Genomic DNA, 16,938 nt, shown 5'->3' with positions numbered 1-16,938 from the left:
AGGGGCATGCCGTTAGGTTTTCGGCGCCTGTGAGATCGAGCGCCGCCCGCGCGGCGCTCGATCTCACAGGCGATGAAAGCCTAAAGGCATGCGTCTGGCGGCCCTGACGCGTGCCCCTTCCATGCCCCTCAATGCTGCCTCCGCCAGGCACGCACAGTGGTGTACAGCAACACCGCAGCGAGCACCGGCAGTACATAGAACAGCATCAATCGCTCCAGGCGGCCAGCCAGCGGCATACCCATGGTAAAAGCCGCCACATGAAGGCCGTAGGCCAGGTACAGGCAAAGAAACACCAGGCCTTCGGCGCGAGTGATGCGGTAACCGGAATAGAACACTGGCAGGCTCAGGACAGCAACGCCGAGCATTACAGGCAGATCGAAAGACAGCGCGTTAGGCGAGATCGACAGGGGTTCCGGGGTGATCAGTGCGGTCAGGCCCAGTACGGCCAGCAGGTTGAACAGGTTGCTGCCGATCACCGCGCCCACGGCGATCTCCCGTTCGCCACGCAAGGCGGCGATCAGCGCAGCGGCCAGTTCCGGCATGGAGGTGCAGATGGCGACGACTGTCAGGCCGATAATACGCTCGGACAGGCCCAGGTCGGTGGCCACCTCGATGGCAGCTTCCAGTAGCAAGTGGCCCGCCAGGCTCAGCAGGCCAAGGCCGACCAGTATCTGCAGCAGCGTACCTGACCAGAAGCGCCCGGCACCGGACCTGGCGGCGTCCGGGGCCGGGTAGGTGCGTGCGTAATGGCGCGACTGATGCCAGAGCATTGCCAGGTAACCGGCCAGCCCCAGCAATAGCAGTGCCCCTTCAACCCTACCCAGGTGGGCATTGGCGGACAGTGCATACACCAGCCCGCTGGCGACGATCATCAAGGGAAGATCCAGGCGCACCAGCTGACGAGACACCCGTAGCGGGATGATCAGCGCGGCCAGGCCGAGAATGACCAGCACGTTGAAGATGTTGCTGCCGATCACGCTGCCTACTGCCACATCCGGCGCGCCCTGGTAGGCGGCCTGCAGGCTTACGGTCAGTTGTGGCGCGGTACTGCCGAAGGCCACCAGGCTCAGGCCTATGATCAGCGGGCGAACGTGCAGGCGTTGCGCCAGGCGCAAGGCGGAGCGCACCAATAGCTCGGCGCCACCGATCAGCAACAACAGGGCAACGCCCATTTGCAGCAGGCTAAAAGTGGGGAGGGTGGCCAGGTCGAAAATGGTCGGACTCCTGTCGCGTCAGTCGCTAAGCCCTTGTACGCGCACGCGCGCTGTTCCGCTACGGAGCATACCGATTTTTTCTGCTGCTGCGCGAGACAGGTCGATCAGGCGGCCGCGGGTGTGCGGGCCACGGTCGTTGATGCGTACCACCACACTGCGCTGGTTGGCCATGTTGGTCACCCGTACACGTGTGCCGAAGGGCAGGCTGCGGTGCGCGGCGGTGAGGCCGTGCTGGTTGAACGGTTCGCCACTGGCGGTGCGTTTGCCATGGTGGCGCGAGCCGTAGTAGGAAGCGGTGCCCGTCTGGTCGTAGCCGCGCGGGTCGATGTCATGGCTGGCGCAGCCGGCCAGGAAAGAAAACAGGGCGAGGGTGCCGAGGGAACGTTTTAGCAAGTCAGGTGCTCTCCGGTGCGACCATTCGCGGGTAAACCCGCTCCTACAGGGAAAACGCTGGCTTGTGTAGGAGCGGCTTCAGCCGCGAACGAGGGCGAAGCCCTCGCAGCATTACAGGGGTAAAACCATCACCCTTCGAGCTTGGCCTTGAGCAATTGGTTCACCTGCCCCGGGTTGGCCTTGCCTTTGGAGGCTTTCATGGCCTGACCGACGAAGAAGCCGAACATCTTGCCGCGCTTGGCCTCATCGGCTGCGCGATATTGTTCGACCTGCTCGGCATTGGCTGCCAGCATTTCGTCGAGCATCTTGTCGATCGCACCCGTGTCGGTAACCTGTTTCAGGCCTTTGCTCTCGATGATGCTGTCGGCATCGCCTTCACCGGCGGCCATGGCCTCGAACACGGTCTTGGCAATCTTGCCGCTGATGGTGTTGTCACGAATGCGCAGCAGCATGCCGCCCAGTTGCGCAGCGCTGACCGGCGCCTGATCGATTTCGACGCCCAGCTTGTTCAGCAGGCTACCCAGTTCGACCATGACCCAGTTGGCCGCCAGCTTGGCATCACCACCGATCTTCACCACTTCTTCGAAGTAGTCAGCCTGTTCGCGGCTGGAAGCCAACACGTTGGCGTCGTAGGCCGACAGACCGTACTGAGTCTGGAAGCGCTCGACCTTCTGTGGCGGCAGCTCCGGCAGGCCGGCGCGAATGGTTTCGAGGAAGCTGTCCTCGATGACCACCGGCAGCAGGTCGGGGTCGGGGAAGTAACGGTAGTCGTTAGCTTCCTCTTTGCTGCGCATGGAGCGGGTTTCGTCCTTGTTCGGGTCGTACAGGCGTGTTTCCTGCACGACTTTGCCACCGTCTTCGATCAGGTCGATCTGGCGCTGGATTTCGCTGTTGATCGCGCGCTCGATGAAACGGAACGAGTTGACGTTCTTGATTTCGCAGCGAGTGCCGAACTCGGTCTGGCCTTTCGGGCGGATCGATACGTTGCAGTCGCAGCGCAGCGAACCTTCGGCCATGTTGCCGTCGCAGATGCCCAGGTAGCGCACCAGCGCGTGGATTGCCTTGACGTAAGCCACGGCTTCCTTGGCGCTGCGCATGTCAGGCTCGGAGACGATTTCCAGCAGCGGGGTGCCGGCACGGTTCAGGTCGATACCGGTGGAGCCGCTGAAGTCTTCGTGCAGGCTCTTGCCGGCGTCTTCTTCCAGGTGCGCGCGGGTTACGCCGATGCGCTTGATGGTGCCGTCTTCCAGCGCGATGTCCAGGTGGCCCTTGCCGACGATCGGCAGGTCCATCTGGCTGATCTGGTAGCCCTTGGGCAGGTCGGGGTAGAAGTAGTTCTTGCGTGCGAACACGTTGCGCTTGCCGATCTCGGCATCGATGGCCAGGCCGAACATGCACGCCATGCGCACGGCTTCCTCGTTCAGCACCGGCAGTACACCGGGCATGCCCAGGTCAACCAGGCTGGCCTGAGTATTCGGCTCGGAGCCAAAGGTGGTAGCGCTGCCGGAGAAGATCTTCGACTGGGTGGCGAGCTGAGTGTGGATTTCCAGCCCGATCACAACTTCCCATTGCATGTGTGAATTCCTCAGAAGCCGTTGGGGGCGCGGGTATGCCAGTCGGTCACCTGTTGGTAGCGGTGCGCGACGTTGAGCAGGCGGCCTTCCTGGAAGTAGGGCGCCAGCAGTTGCACGCCGACCGGCAGGCCGTCGACGAAGCCCGCAGGCATCGACAGGCCAGGCAGGCCCGCCAGGTTGGCGGTGATGGTGTAGACGTCTTCGAGATAGGCGGCAACCGGGTCGCTGCTCTTGGCGCCAAGCTTCCAGGCCGGGTTTGGCGTGGTCGGGCCGAGAATCAGGTCGACATCGTTGAAGGCGGCCATGAAGTCGTTCTTGATCAGGCGGCGGATTTGCTGCGCCTTCACGTAATAGGCGTCGTAGTAGCCGGCCGACAGGGCGTAGGTACCGACCATGATGCGGCGCTGTACTTCAACGCCGAACCCTTCGCCGCGTGAGCGCTTGTACAGGTCGGTGAGGTCTTTGGGCTCTTCACAGCGGTAGCCGAAGCGTACGCCGTCGAAACGCGACAGGTTGGAAGAGGCTTCAGCCGGGGCGATCACGTAGTAGGCCGGAATGGCATGCTGCATGTTCGGCAGGCTGATTTCCTTGACCACTGCGCCGAGCTTTTCCAGCTCTTTGACGCTGGCCTGGACCAGGTCGGCGATGCGTGGGTCTAGACCGGCACCGAAGTACTCTTTCGGCAGACCGATGCGCAGGCCCTGCAGCGAAGCGTTCAGGCTGGCGCTGTAGTCCGGCACCGGTTCTTCGATGCTGGTGGAGTCCTTGGCGTCGAAACCGGCCATACCTTGCAGCAGCAGCGCGCAGTCCTCGGCGGTGCGGGCCAGTGGGCCGCCCTGGTCGAGGCTGGAGGCGTAGGCGATCATGCCCCAGCGCGACACACGACCGTACGTCGGCTTGAGGCCGGTGAGGTTGGTCAGTGCCGCTGGCTGGCGGATCGAGCCGCCGGTGTCGGTGCCCGTGGTGGCGGGCAGCAGGCGCGCGGCCACAGCAGCGGCCGAACCACCGGACGACCCGCCCGGAACGTGCTCGAGGTTCCACGGGTTCTTCACCGCGCCGTAATGGCTGGATTCGTTGGCCGAACCCATGGCGAACTCGTCCATGTTGGTCTTGCCCAGGGTGACCATGCCGGCTTCGGCCAGCTTGGCGACCACGGTGGCGTCATAGGGCGCCTTGAAGTTGTCGAGCATCTTCGAGCCGCAGCTGGTGCGTACGCCGTTGGTGCAGAACAGGTCTTTGTGGGCGATCGGTGCACCCAGCAGCGCGCCGGTTTCGCCAGCAGCGCGACGGGCATCGGCGGCACGCGCCTGAGCCAGGGCCAGGTCGTCGGTGATGCTGATGAAGCTGTTGATCTGCGGGTCGAGCTGTTTGATGCGCGCCAGCAGGGCGCCGGTCAGCTCTTCGGAAGAAAACGATTTGTCGGCGAGTCCGCGGGCGATCTCGGCCAGGGTCAATTGATGCATGGCAGGCTCTATCCCTTACTCGATGACTTTGGGAACCAGGTACAGACCGCTTTCGGTCGACGGCGCGATGGCCTGGTAGGCATCGCGCTGGTTGCTTTCGGTGACTTGGTCAGGACGCAGGCGCTGGCTGGCCTCCAGCGGGTGGGCCAGGGGCTCGATGCCAGTGGTATCGACCGCTTGCATCTGGTCGACCAGGCCGAGAATGCTGTTCAGGGCGTCGGTAATGCGTGGCAGTTCGCCATCATTCAGGCCCAGGCGGGCCAGATGGGCGATCTTTTCCACGTCGCAGCGTTCAAGCGCCATGAGGATCTCCAAGGGAAACAAAGAACGGAATTTGGGTCCGCGGTGAGGAACATGTCAGCTTTCTGGCGGTCTAACGGCCGCGAAATTCTGCTGGCGTGCTCGGAAAAACAGCCAATTTAACATATTGGCTCCTTGCCCAAAATCCCTGCCATTGTTAGAGTTTGCCGCACTTTTTTACCCACGCTTTCCCCAGGGTCACTTTCCCATGTTCAAGAAACTGCGTGGCATGTTTTCCAGCGATCTTTCTATCGACCTGGGTACTGCCAACACCCTTATTTACGTGCGTGAGCGCGGTATCGTCCTGAATGAGCCCTCGGTTGTTGCCATCCGTACCCATGGCAACCAGAAAAGCGTCGTCGCCGTCGGTACCGAAGCCAAACGCATGCTGGGCCGTACGCCTGGCAACATTGCAGCCATTCGTCCGATGAAGGACGGCGTCATTGCCGACTTCAGCGTCTGCGAAAAAATGTTGCAATATTTTATCAACAAGGTTCACGAGAACAGCTTCCTGCAGCCGAGCCCGCGCGTGCTGATCTGCGTGCCGTGCAAGTCGACCCAGGTCGAGCGCCGCGCCATCCGTGAGTCGGCCCTCGGTGCGGGTGCCCGAGAAGTGTTCCTGATCGAAGAGCCAATGGCCGCTGCCATCGGTGCCGGCCTGCCGGTTGAAGAGGCCCGCGGTTCGATGGTCGTCGATATCGGTGGCGGTACCACTGAAATCGCCCTGATCTCGCTCAACGGCGTGGTCTATGCCGAGTCCGTCCGCGTTGGCGGTGACCGCTTCGACGAAGCCATCGTTACCTACGTGCGCCGCAACTACGGCAGCTTGATCGGCGAATCCACCGCCGAACGTATCAAGCAGGAAATCGGTACTGCCTACCCAGGTGGCGAAGTACGTGAAGTCGACGTGCGTGGTCGTAACCTGGCCGAAGGTGTACCGCGTGCCTTCACCCTGAACTCCAACGAAGTGCTCGAAGCGCTGCAGGAATCGCTGGCGACCATCGTCCAGGCGGTCAAGAGCGCCCTCGAGCAATCGCCGCCGGAGCTTGCCTCGGACATCGCCGAGCGCGGCCTGGTGCTGACCGGTGGTGGTGCGCTGCTGCGTGACCTCGACAAACTGCTGGCCCAGGAAACCGGCCTGCCGGTGATCGTCGCCGAGGACCCGTTGACCTGCGTCGCCCGTGGCGGCGGTCGCGCCCTGGAGATGATGGACAAGCACGCGATGGACCTGCTCTCCAGCGAGTGATCCCGCTCGCTGTTCACGAGCGCCCGGTTTACAGGTAGTACGTACAGTGCTACCTGTATGCGCTGGGCTGGCGCCCGTTTGGGCGCCGTATCCGTCAACCCGCAACCAGGCTGGTGCGTTGTTCCATGTCCAATGACCTCCTGAGTCGTCCACGAGGAACGGCCCATTAAACCGCTTTTCTCCAAGGGCCCTTCGCTGGGCGTTCGCCTGCTCGTTCTGGTGGTGATGTCGGTCGCGTTGATGGTTGTCGACGCGCGCTTCGACGTGCTCAAACCCGTGCGCAGCCAGATGGGCCTGGTGCTGATGGAGTCGTACTGGATCACCGATTTGCCACAGCGTGCCTGGCAAGGTGTGGCCGGCCAGTTCGGTAGCCGCACCGAGCTGATTGCCGAAAACGAGAAGCTCAAGACCGAAGCCCTGCTGCTGCAGGGGCGCCTGCAGAAGCTGGCGGCCCTGACCGAGCAGAACGTGCGGCTGCGCGAGCTGCTCAACTCTTCGGCGCTGGTCAACGAAAAGGTTGAAGTGGCCGAGCTGATCGGTGTCGACCCCAACCCGTTTACCCACCGCATTCTGATCAACAAGGGTGAGCGTGATGGTGTGTTCCTGGGCCAACCGGTGCTCGATGCCCGCGGCCTGATGGGCCAGGTCGTAGAGTTGATGCCCTATACCGCGCGGGTGCTGTTGCTGACCGATACCACCCACAGCATTCCGGTGCAGGTCAACCGCAACGGTCTGCGAGCCATCGCCAGCGGCACTGGCAACCCGGAGCGCCTGGAGTTGCGGCATGTGGCCGACACGGCCGACATCAAGGAAGGCGACCTGCTGGTCAGTTCCGGCATGGGGCAGCGCTTTCCTGCCGGCTACCCGGTGGCCACGGTCAACGAAGTGATCCACGATTCCGGCCAACCCTTTGCCATCGTCCGTGCCATCCCCACCGCCGCGCTTAACCGCAGCCGCTACATGTTGCTGGTGTTCAGTGACCGGCGTAGCCCGGAGCAGCGTGCCACCGATGCCGCCATTGCCCAGGAAGAGGCTGACCGAAAGGGGGCTGCACCTGCTGGCCAGCCGGCCGCTACCCGTGATCCGGTCGCACCCGCCGCTGGTACGCCTGCCGCGTCGGTCACACCGGCAGCACCGGCCACTCCGGTCGCGCAGCCAGCAGCCCCGTCTGCTGCACCTGCCACGCCGGCCGCACCCGCTCAACCCCGGAGGCAATGATGGCTGCATCACGCCGCAATAACGGCTGGGTCATCTGGCTTACGTTCGCCATCGGCCTGCTGCTCAGTGTTTCCCCCATGCCGCAGTTCATGGAAGTGTTCCGGCCCATGTGGCTGGCCTTGCTGGTGTCGTTCTGGACCCTTGCCGTGCCGAACAAGGTCGGCATGACCACGGCATTCGTGCTGGGCCTTGCCGAGGACGTGCTGTATGGCACGCTGCTGGGGCAGAATGCGCTGGTCCTTACCCTCATCACCTTTCTGGTGCTGTCCCTGCAGCAGCGTCTGCGCATGTTCCCCATGTGGCAGCAAAGCCTGGTCATTCTGGTGATCTTTGGTATCGCCCAGTTGATCCAGCTGTGGCTCAGTGCACTGACCGGCAACCGCCTGCCCACCCTGGCGCTGGTCTGGTCGGCGGTGATCAGTGCCTTGCTCTGGCCATGGATCAGCTTTGCCTTGCGCGACCTGCGTCGACGCTTGCACATCAACTGACGGCAACGCGCCACTGACAGGGAGATGTCTGCATGACCCCGCTATACCTGGCTTCAGGCTCGCCCCGTCGTCGTGAACTGCTGACGCAGATCGGCGTGCCGTTCATTGTCATCAGTGCCCCCATCGATGAATCTCCGCTACCCAGCGAAAGCGCCCCTGCCTACGTCGAACGCCTGGCCCGGGCAAAGGCCGCCGCCGGCCTGGCCCGTATCGACGGCCCGGCTGTAGTGCTCGGCGCAGACACTGCCGTGGTGCTCGATGGTCGTATTCTCGGCAAACCGGAAAACCGTGAAGATGCCTTGGCCATGCTGGCTGACCTGTCAGGCCGCGAGCATCAGGTGCTGACCGCTGTCGCCCTGGACGATGGCCAGCGTGTGCACAGTTTTTGCGTGACCAGCACAGTGCGCTTTCGCGCCATCAGCACCGATGAAGCGCAACGCTATTGGGCCAGCGGTGAGCCAGCTGACAAGGCTGGCGGCTATGCCGTCCAGGGGCTGGGTGCGGTCTTCGTCACCGGTCTTTCCGGCAGCTATTCGGCGGTGGTCGGCTTGCCGCTCTGTGAAACGGCCGATTTGCTTGGCCAGTTCGGCATCGCCTGCTGGCAATCGCTCGCGCATACGCCAGAGGTAACAAACCCGCAGTAGCCAGCAGTGCATACGCCATCCATCATTAGAAAGAACCTTTGACGAGAGCCTGCCATGAGTGAAGAGATCCTGATCAACATCACCCCGATGGAGTCACGTGTGGCGGTGGTGGAAAACGGGGTGCTGCAGGAAGTGCATGTCGAGCGCACCCAGCGCCGTGGCATCGTCGGCAATATCTACAAGGGCAAGGTGGTGCGTGTGCTGCCAGGCATGCAGGCGGCCTTCGTCGACATCGGCCTCGAGCGCGCAGCGTTTATCCATGCCTCGGAAATCTCCCAGCGCGAAGGCTCGGCGGTAGAGAACATCACCGCACTGGTACATGAAGGCCAGGCCCTGGTGGTGCAGGTGACCAAGGACCCGATCGGCACCAAGGGCGCGCGCCTGACCACCCAGCTATCGATCCCGTCGCGCTACCTGGTGTACATGCCACGCAGCAGCCATGTCGGTATTTCGCTGAAAATCGAGGACGAGGCCGAGCGTGAGCGCCTCAAGCAAGTGGTCAGCGACTGCATGGACAGCGAGAACATCAAGGATGCCGGCGGCTTCATCTTGCGCACCGCCGCCGAAGGCGCGCGTGCCGAGGAGATCTTGCAGGACATCCGTTACCTGCGCCGCCTGTGGGAGCAGATCGGCACCCAGATCAAGACCTGCGGCGCGCCAACGGTCATTTACGAAGACCTTGGCCTGGCCCTGCGTACCCTGCGCGACCTGGTCAATCCGAAGATCGAGAAGATCCGCATCGACTCGCGGGAAACCTTCCAGAAGACCACGCAGTTCGTTGGCGAGTTGATGCCGGAAATTGCCGACCGCCTCGAACATTACCCCGGCGAGCGCCCCATCTTTGACCTGTACGGTGTCGAAGACGAGATCCAGCGGGCTCTGGAGCGCAAGGTGCCGTTGAAGTCCGGCGGTTACCTGGTGGTCGACCCGGCCGAAGCGATGACCACCATCGACGTCAACACCGGGGCTTTCGTCGGTCATCGCAACCTCGAAGAAACCATCTTCAAGACCAACCTCGAGGCCGCTACCGCCATCGCCCGGCAACTGCGCCTGCGCAACATTGGCGGCATCATCATCATCGACTTCATCGACATGGAAGACGAAGATCACCAGCGTCAGGTACTGCGTACCCTGGAAAAACAGCTGGAGCGCGATCACGCCAAGACCAACATCATCGGCATCACCGAGTTGGGCCTGGTGCAGATGACCCGCAAGCGTACGCGGGAAAGCCTGGAACAGGTGCTTTGCGAGCCGTGTCTGGCCTGTCAGGGCCGCGGCAAGCTGAAAACACCCGAGACCATCTGTTACGAAATATTCCGCGAGATCCTGCGTGAGGCCCGTGCCTATCAGGCTGAAGGCTACCGTGTGCTGGCCAACCAGAAGGTGGTCGACCGCCTGCTGGATGAAGAGTCAGGCAACGTGGCGGAACTGGAAGCCTTTATCGGTCGAACCATTCGCTTCCAGGTCGAGTCGATGTATTCGCAGGAACAATACGACGTGGTGCTGCTCTGAGGTCTTCTGAAACACGCCACTGCATTGTCGTCCTGGCAAAACCGGCACGACGGGCCATCATGGATAAACGACTTGGAGGGCCATGGCCATGGGACGTCTGAACCGCGTTCTTGTTGCTCTGACCCGCTGGGGGTTGGGCATATGTGCCCTGCTGGCCGTATTGGTGGCGCTGTATGTCAGCCTTGGTCGTGAACTGGTGCCGCTGGTAGCCGAGTACCGTGCCGACGTAGAAAGCAAGGCCGAGCAGGCGCTGGGCCTGCCCGTGCATGTCGGTGCCCTGGAAGGGCACTGGAGCGGACTGGCCCCTGTGCTGCGGGTGCGCGACCTGCAATTGGGCGAAGGCACCAAGGCGCTCCGGCTGGACGACGTCATGGTGGTGCCCGACATCTGGGCCAGCCTCACCGCCCGCGAAGTGCGCCTGGCGCGCATCCAGCTGGGCGGGCTGCAACTGATCCTTCGCGAGAACGAGCAGGGCGCCTGGAGCCTGGAAGGCCTGCCGAAGAAGGACGACGCGCCGCTGGACCCTGCCGACTTGCTGCAGCGCCTGCGCCAGCTGGGGCGCATCGATGTGTTCGACAGTCTGGTCACTCTGCACCCCTGGCAGCGCGACCCGCTGACCCTGACTTATGTGAGTGCCGGCCTGCAGGCCGGTGCCACCCGTCAGGCCTTGGATTTGCGTGCGACCCTGCCTGACGGCCAACCCCTGGCGTTGAGCCTGAACAGCCGTATGTCGGCCGACGCTTGGCGTGATGGCGAGGTAGACGCCTATGTCAGCCTGCCGCAAAGTGACTGGGCACATTGGTTGCCGCCCAAGGTGTTGGGGCAGTGGCATGCTGACACCCTGCGGGCGGGCGGTGAGTTCTGGATCGGCTGGGGCAAGGGGCAGTTGCAACGGGCCGTCGTAAGGCTCAATGCACCCAGGCTGGAGGGGGCCTATGCCGGGCGCAAGGCTGCCAACCTGAATAATCTGGCTTTGGGTGCCTGGTTCCAGCGCCGGGAGCAAGGCTTCGATGTGGTCGTCGACTCGTTGGCCATGGACCTCGGCAAGGCCCGCTGGGAGTCTCACCTGCAGTTGCAGCAGCGCCCTGGCCAGAACGCAGCCGATGAAAGCTGGCAGTTGCAGGCCGACCGCCTCGACCTCACCCCGCTGACTCCGCTGATCGATGCCCTGGCCCCCCTGCCGGACAAGGTCAAGGATGTGGTCGATGGCTTGAAGGTGACCGGTGCGTTGCGCAATGTGCGCCTCGAGGCCAGGCCCAAGGCCGAGGGTGACCAGCGCCTGCAGTTCGCAGCCAACCTGGAGAAGGTAGGCTTCGATGCTTATCACAACGCCCCGGCGGCCGGTAACGTCAGTGGCAGCATCAGTGGTGACCTGGGCCACGGCGAGCTGCGCCTGGATACCGATGCGTTCATGCTGCATCTGTACCCGATCTTCGCCAAGCCCTGGCATTACCAGAAGGCGAATGCGCGCTTGACCTGGACCTTGGACAAAGACGGTTTCACCCTGATTGCGCCCTACCTCAAGGTGCTGGGCGAGGAGGGCAAGATCGCCGGTGACTTCCTGATTCGCCTGTTGTTCGAGGAAGGTCGCGAGGACTATATGGACCTGCGCGTCGGCCTGACCGAAGGCGATGGCCGCTATACTGCCAAGTATCTGCCCGAGGTGCTCAGTCCGGCCCTCGACGAGTGGCTGCGCAGCGCTATCGTCAAAGGCGCTGTGGATGAAGGCTACTTCCAGTATCAGGGCTCGCTGAACCATGGCGCAGCGCCGCAAGCGCGCAGCATCAGCCTGTTCTTCAAGGTGCATGACGCCGCGCTGGATTTCCAGCCCGGTTGGCCACAGGTGCAGCACGTCGATGGTGATGTGTTCATCGAGGACAGTGGCGTGCGCATCAAGGCCCAGCGAGGCGTGCTGCTCGACACCAAGGTCAGCGATGTGAATGTCGATATCCCGCATGTCGAGGGTGGCCAGCACAGCCACCTCTACCTGGATGGCGATTTCGACGGTAGCCTGGGTGATGGCCTGAAGATTCTCAAGGAAGCGCCAATCGGCACCGGGGAGATTTTCGCCGGCTGGGAAGGTGAGGGGCCGCTGAAGGGCAAGGTCAAACTCGATATCCCACTGGCCCATGGGCAGCGCCCAAAGGTGCAGGTGGACTTCGCCACCCACGATGCGCGCCTGAAAGTGGCCCCGCCAAGCCTGGAGTTGAACCGCCTGAAGGGCGACTTCAGCTTCGACTTCGACAAGGGCCTGAGTGGCAAAGGCATCAGCCTGCAGGCTTTCGGCAAGCCGGTAACGGCGCAAATAACCGCTGAAGGTCAGGCTGGGCAGATGCAGACCCGCATCAATGCCAATGGCCAGGTATCGCTCAAGACACTGACTGACTGGCTGCAGTTCAAGCAGGCCTTGCCGGCCTCCGGTGAACTGCCCTATCAGTTGCAGCTCAGTCTGGGGAGCCGGGACAACCGCCTGAATGTCACTTCCAGCCTCAAGGGGCTGGCCATCGACCTGCCGGCTCCGTTCGGCAAAGCGGCAGCAGATACCCGTGACAGCCGTTTCAACATGAGCCTTCAGGGCCCGGAGCGGCAATTCAACGCTGCCTACGCCGACCTTGCCCGCTTTGCCTATGCTGCACCGGCTGAAACGTTGACTCAGGGCCGTGGCGAGCTAGTGCTGGGCACAGGCGACGCCCGGGTACCTGCCAGCCAGGGGCTGAGGGTGCGCGGGCGCCTGGAGACCCTGGACCTGGCCCCTTGGCAAGAGCAGGCAGGCCGGCTGGCTGGGGACGACCCCGGTGGCAGCGCGCGGCAGAACCTGCAAAGCGTCGACCTGAGCATCGGCCAGTTGAAAGCCTTTGGCATGGACCTGAACCAGGCCGTGGTACGCCTGGCCCGGGGCGGCCCGGCCTGGGATTTGCGCCTCGACAGCAAGGAAGTCATCGGTAATGCGCGCGTACCGGATGCCAAGGGCGCGCCCATGGTCGTGCGCATGCAGACCTTGCGGCTGCCTGCCGCCAGCGCCGCTGAACAGCAGGCTGAAGACGGCCCCGACCCGCTTGCCTCGTTCGATCCGCGCAAAGTCCCGGCACTGGACCTGAGCATCGACAAGCTCTATCGCGGTGACGATCTTTACGGCAGCGCCGCGATCAAGCTGCGGCCGACCCCACGTGGCGTCACAGCCAGTGATATCGACCTCGACCTCAAGGGGTTGCGCATTGATGGCGGTGGTGGCTGGGAGGGTGAAACGGGCAAAACCAGCAGTTGGTACAAAGGGCGCCTTGACGGCAAGAACCTGGCGGATGTGCTCAGCGCCTGGGGCTTTGCCCCGACGGTGACCAGCCGCGACTTCCGCCTGGATGTGGATGGCCGCTGGCCGGGTTCGCCGGCCGCGGTGGGCCTGAAACGCTTCTCGGGCAGCATGGATGCAGCACTGCGCACCGGCCAGTTCGTCGAGGTCGAAGGCAGCGCACAGGCGCTGCGGGTGTTCGGCCTGCTCAACTTCAACTCGATTGGCCGGCGCCTGCGTCTGGACTTTTCCGACCTGTTTGACAAGGGCCTGGCCTATGACCGGGTCAAGGGCTTGCTGGTGGCCAGCAGTGGCGTGTACGTGACCCGCGAACCGATTACCGTGACCGGCCCGTCGAGCAACTTCGAGCTCGACGGCACGCTGGACATGGTCAGCGACCGGGTCGATGCTGACTTGCAGGTGAGCCTGCCGGTGACCAACAACCTGCCGCTGGCGGCGTTGATCGTCGGCGCGCCGGCGGTGGGCGGTGCGCTGTTCCTGGTCGATCGGCTGATCGGTGACCGCGTGTCACGCTTTGCCAGCGTGCACTACCGTGTCGAAGGGCCGTGGAAAGAGCCTAGAATCACCTTTGTGAAACCTTTCGAGAAATCCCGCTAGGAGTACCCATGAAGGCAGCGGTAATCCAGATGGTCAGCCAGGACGACGTGCAGACCAACCTGCAGCGTGCCGGTGCCCTGTTGGAGCAGGCCGCATTGGGCGGCGCACGGTTGGCGGTGCTGCCGGAAAACTTTGCCGCCATGGGGCGCAAGGACGCTGCTGCCATCGGCCGTGCCGAAGCCTTGGGGGAAGGGCCCATTCTGCCGTGGTTGAAACGCACCGCCCGCGACCTCAAGTTATGGATTGTTGCCGGTACTTTGCCCTTGCCACCGTTCGGCCAGCCCGATGCCAAGGCCCATGCGTGCTCGCTGCTGGTCGATGAACACGGCGAGGTGGCGGCAAGGTATGACAAGCTGCACTTGTTTGATGTGGACGTGGCCGACAACCGGGGCCGTTACCGCGAGTCGGATGACTACGCGCAGGGTGCTCAGGTGGTGGTGGCTGATACGCCGGTCGGGCGGCTGGGGCTGAGCGTGTGTTACGACCTGCGCTTTCCCGAACTGTACAGCGCGCTGCGCGCTGCCGGCGCGGAGCTGATCACCGCGCCAGCAGCTTTTACCGCAGTGACCGGCGCAGCACATTGGGAGGTGCTGGTGCGTGCCCGGGCCATCGAAACCCAGTGTTACCTGCTGGCTGCGGCACAGGGCGGCGCCCATCCTGGCCCACGGGAAACCCATGGCCATGCGGCGATCGTCGACCCTTGGGGGCGCATTCTCGCAGAACAGGCGCAAGGTGAAGCGGTACTGCTTGCCGAGCGCGACATTGAAGAACAAGCGTCCATTCGGGCGCGCATGCCGGTGGTATCGCACCGGCGCTTTTTTTCGCAGGGCGCGTTGCGACCTGCGCATACCTCGGAGTGACTATGAGCCAGATGTTATCCACCGTCAGTGAGCAGCTCCTGGCCCCAGGCGGCTTGACCCTGGACAGCCTGCAGAGCGTGCTGGGTGAGTTGGCTGGCCCCGGCATCGACGCCGCCGACCTGTATTTCCAGGGCCAGATCTCGGAAACCTGGGCGCTGGAGGACGGTATCGTCAAAGAGGGCAGCTTCAACCTCGACCAGGGCGTGGGCGTGCGTGCCCAGTCCGGCGAAAAAACCGGCTTCGCCTACAGCAACGCGATCAACCTTGAAGCGCTGACCTCGGCAGCCCGTGCCGCCCGTTCGATTTCCCGTGCCGGGCAAAACGGCACGGTGCAAGCCTTCCGCAGCCAGGAGGTGGCCGCCCTGTATACCGCGGACAACCCGCTGGACGTGCTCAGCCGTGCCGAAAAGGTCGAGCTGCTTAAGCGTGTCGATGCCGCCACCCGTGCCCTGGACCCGCGCATTCAGCAAGTCAGCGTGAGCATGGCCGGGGTCTGGGAACGCATTCTGATTGCCGCGGCCGATGGCAGCCTGGCTGCCGACGTACGCCCGCTGGTGCGCTTCAATGTCAGCGTCATCGTCGAGCAGAACGGCCGTCGTGAACGCGGTGGGCAGGGCGGTGGCGGGCGTACCGATTACCGCTACTTCACCGAGGAGCGGGTGATGGGCTATGCCCGCGAGGCCCTGCGCCAGGCCCTGGTGAATCTGGAAGCGATCCCGGCACCGGCCGGTACCTTGCCGGTAGTGCTGGGCTCGGGCTGGTCGGGCGTGCTGTTGCACGAGGCCGTCGGCCATGGCCTGGAAGGCGACTTCAACCGCAAGGGCAGTTCGGCGTTCAGTGGCCGCATTGGCGAGAAAGTGGCGTCGAGCCTGTGCACCATCGTCGACGATGGCACCCTTGAAGGCCGCCGTGGTTCTCTGAGCGTGGATGACGAAGGCACCCCGACCGAATGCACCACGCTGATCGAGAATGGCGTGCTCAAGGGGTACATGCAGGACAAGCTGAACGCGCGCCTGATGGGCATGGCTGTGACCGGCAACGGCCGCCGTGAATCCTACGCGCACCTGCCGATGCCACGCATGACCAACACCTACATGCGTGCCGGCGAAAGCGACCCACAGGAGATTATTGCGTCGGTGAAGAAGGGTATCTACTGCGCCAACCTCGGTGGTGGGCAGGTGGATATCACCAGCGGCAAGTTCGTGTTCTCCACCAGTGAGGCCTACCTGATCGAAGACGGCAAGATTACCGCGCCAGTGAAGGGCGCAACCCTGATCGGCAATGGTCCCGAGGCGATGAGCCGGGTTTCGATGGTCGGTAACGACCTGGCACTGGACAGCGGAGTAGGGACGTGCGGCAAGGACGGGCAGTCGGTGCCGGTTGGGGTGGGGCAGCCTACCTTGAAACTGGATGCGATTACCGTGGGCGGTACCGGGGCTTGATGGCTTCGGGAGCCATTGTAGGAGCGGGCACGCCCGCTCCCACAAGGCCCCAGTCCGTCAGCGCAACCCGCGCTGCAACTCGTCGAGGTCGCGGATGTACTTGAACACCTTGCGCGCGGCGGCAGGCGGCTTGTTCCGCGCCTTCTCGTGCTGGGCATGGCGCACCAGCGAGCGCAGCTGCTGGCGGTCGGTGTCGGGATACTCGTTGACGAAGCGCTCGAGGTCTTCGTCGTTACCGTCGATCAACCGGTCACGCCAGCGCTCCAGGCTGTGGAAACGTTCGTTGTACTGGCGAGTCGAGCTGTCCATCTGTTCGAGCAAGGCGTGGATGGCATCGAGGTCTTGCACGCGCATGAGCTTGCCGACGAACGACATGTGGCGTTTACGGGCGCCATGAGCGGTGTGCTTGCTGGCCTCGGCCAGTGCCTTGCGCAGCTCGTCGGTCAAAGGCAGGCGCGCCAAGGTATCGGCCTTGAGGGTGGTAAGCCGCTCGCCGAGTTCGACCAGCGCATGCAGTTCGCGCTTGATCTGGGTTTTGCTTTTTTCGCCGTCGAAGGCGTCGTCGTTTGAATCAACCATGGTGGCAGTCCGCTAGAAATCGCCGCCATGATAACCAGTCGGGGGCCGCTTGTCCGGCCCGGTCGTAGAATGACCCCAAGCCGTACGCAGAATTTGAGTGG

General features: G+C 63.3%; 14 protein-coding genes. 8 read left to right on the top strand and 6 right to left on the bottom strand.

The genetic code is table 11. The features are described 5' to 3' along the window. Positions 1-128: 128 nt before the first annotated feature. The 5 genes from AA098_RS22780 to gatC form a co-directional block, all read right to left on the bottom strand. Complete coding sequence (locus AA098_RS22780; protein WP_064615023.1) at positions 129-1,172, bottom strand: calcium/sodium antiporter; 1,044 nt, start codon at positions 1,170-1,172, stop codon at positions 129-131. A gap of 60 nt (positions 1,173-1,232) precedes the next feature. Next, the gene (locus AA098_RS22775; RefSeq protein ID WP_003255170.1) at positions 1,233-1,607 is read right to left on the bottom strand and encodes a septal ring lytic transglycosylase RlpA family protein; all 375 of its coding nucleotides are present in this window, start codon (positions 1,605-1,607) and stop codon (positions 1,233-1,235) included. 128 nt (positions 1,608-1,735) lie between these two features. After that, on the bottom strand, positions 1,736-3,181 hold the full coding sequence (gene gatB / locus AA098_RS22770; RefSeq protein WP_003255169.1) for an Asp-tRNA(Asn)/Glu-tRNA(Gln) amidotransferase subunit GatB: 1,446 nt from the start codon (positions 3,179-3,181) through the stop codon (positions 1,736-1,738). Positions 3,182-3,192: 11 nt separating this feature from the next. Next, on the bottom strand, positions 3,193-4,644 hold the full coding sequence (gene gatA / locus AA098_RS22765; protein WP_004574465.1) for an Asp-tRNA(Asn)/Glu-tRNA(Gln) amidotransferase subunit GatA: 1,452 nt from the start codon (positions 4,642-4,644) through the stop codon (positions 3,193-3,195). Between the two features lie 15 nt (positions 4,645-4,659). Next, positions 4,660-4,947, bottom strand: a complete 288-nt coding sequence (gene gatC / locus AA098_RS22760) for an Asp-tRNA(Asn)/Glu-tRNA(Gln) amidotransferase subunit GatC (RefSeq protein WP_003255165.1) — start codon at positions 4,945-4,947, stop codon at positions 4,660-4,662. Positions 4,948-5,152: 205 nt separating this feature from the next. Here gatC and mreB point away from each other — a divergent pair, with 205 nt between their 5' ends. From mreB to tldD, 8 genes are all read left to right on the top strand, one after another. Then, positions 5,153-6,190, top strand: coding sequence for a rod shape-determining protein MreB (gene mreB, locus AA098_RS22755; RefSeq protein ID WP_003255163.1), 1,038 nt, complete (start codon positions 5,153-5,155; stop codon positions 6,188-6,190). Positions 6,191-6,355: 165 nt separating this feature from the next. Further along, positions 6,356-7,408, top strand: a complete 1,053-nt coding sequence (gene mreC / locus AA098_RS22750) for a rod shape-determining protein MreC (RefSeq protein ID WP_080634910.1) — start codon at positions 6,356-6,358, stop codon at positions 7,406-7,408. Beyond that, positions 7,408-7,896 carry a rod shape-determining protein MreD gene (gene mreD / locus AA098_RS22745; RefSeq protein ID WP_003255161.1) on the top strand — a complete coding sequence of 163 codons (489 nt, stop codon included), beginning with the start codon at positions 7,408-7,410 and terminating at the stop codon, positions 7,894-7,896. The genes mreC and mreD overlap by 1 nt, the downstream gene beginning before the upstream one ends. Before the next feature lie 32 nt (positions 7,897-7,928). Beyond that, the gene (locus tag AA098_RS22740; protein WP_054889114.1) at positions 7,929-8,540 is read left to right on the top strand and encodes a nucleoside triphosphate pyrophosphatase; all 612 of its coding nucleotides are present in this window, start codon (positions 7,929-7,931) and stop codon (positions 8,538-8,540) included. Positions 8,541-8,594: 54 nt separating this feature from the next. Next, positions 8,595-10,052, top strand: a complete 1,458-nt coding sequence (rng, locus tag AA098_RS22735) for a ribonuclease G (RefSeq protein ID WP_003255158.1) — start codon at positions 8,595-8,597, stop codon at positions 10,050-10,052. Between the two features lie 82 nt (positions 10,053-10,134). Further along, positions 10,135-13,956: a YhdP family protein gene (locus tag AA098_RS22730; RefSeq protein ID WP_064615022.1), complete on the top strand. Its 3,822-nt coding sequence runs from the start codon at positions 10,135-10,137 to the stop codon at positions 13,954-13,956. Between the two features lie 8 nt (positions 13,957-13,964). Further along, positions 13,965-14,816 carry a carbon-nitrogen hydrolase family protein gene (locus AA098_RS22725; protein ID WP_012051308.1) on the top strand — a complete coding sequence of 284 codons (852 nt, stop codon included), beginning with the start codon at positions 13,965-13,967 and terminating at the stop codon, positions 14,814-14,816. 2 nt (positions 14,817-14,818) lie between these two features. Next, complete coding sequence (gene tldD, locus AA098_RS22720; RefSeq protein ID WP_003255154.1) at positions 14,819-16,258, top strand: metalloprotease TldD; 1,440 nt, start codon at positions 14,819-14,821, stop codon at positions 16,256-16,258. 57 nt (positions 16,259-16,315) lie between these two features. Here tldD and yjgA read toward each other — a convergent pair whose 3' ends face one another. Next, complete coding sequence (gene yjgA / locus AA098_RS22715) at positions 16,316-16,837, bottom strand: ribosome biogenesis factor YjgA (RefSeq protein ID WP_003255152.1); 522 nt, start codon at positions 16,835-16,837, stop codon at positions 16,316-16,318. Positions 16,838-16,938: the final 101 nt, after the last annotated feature.

Origin of the sequence: Pseudomonas sp. JY-Q (genome assembly GCF_001655295.1) — a bacterium.
Classification (GTDB): Bacteria; Pseudomonadota; Gammaproteobacteria; order Pseudomonadales; family Pseudomonadaceae; genus Aquipseudomonas; species Aquipseudomonas alloputida.
Note: the sequence above shows the minus strand (reverse complement) of the source record. Positions and strands in the feature narration are given on the sequence as shown.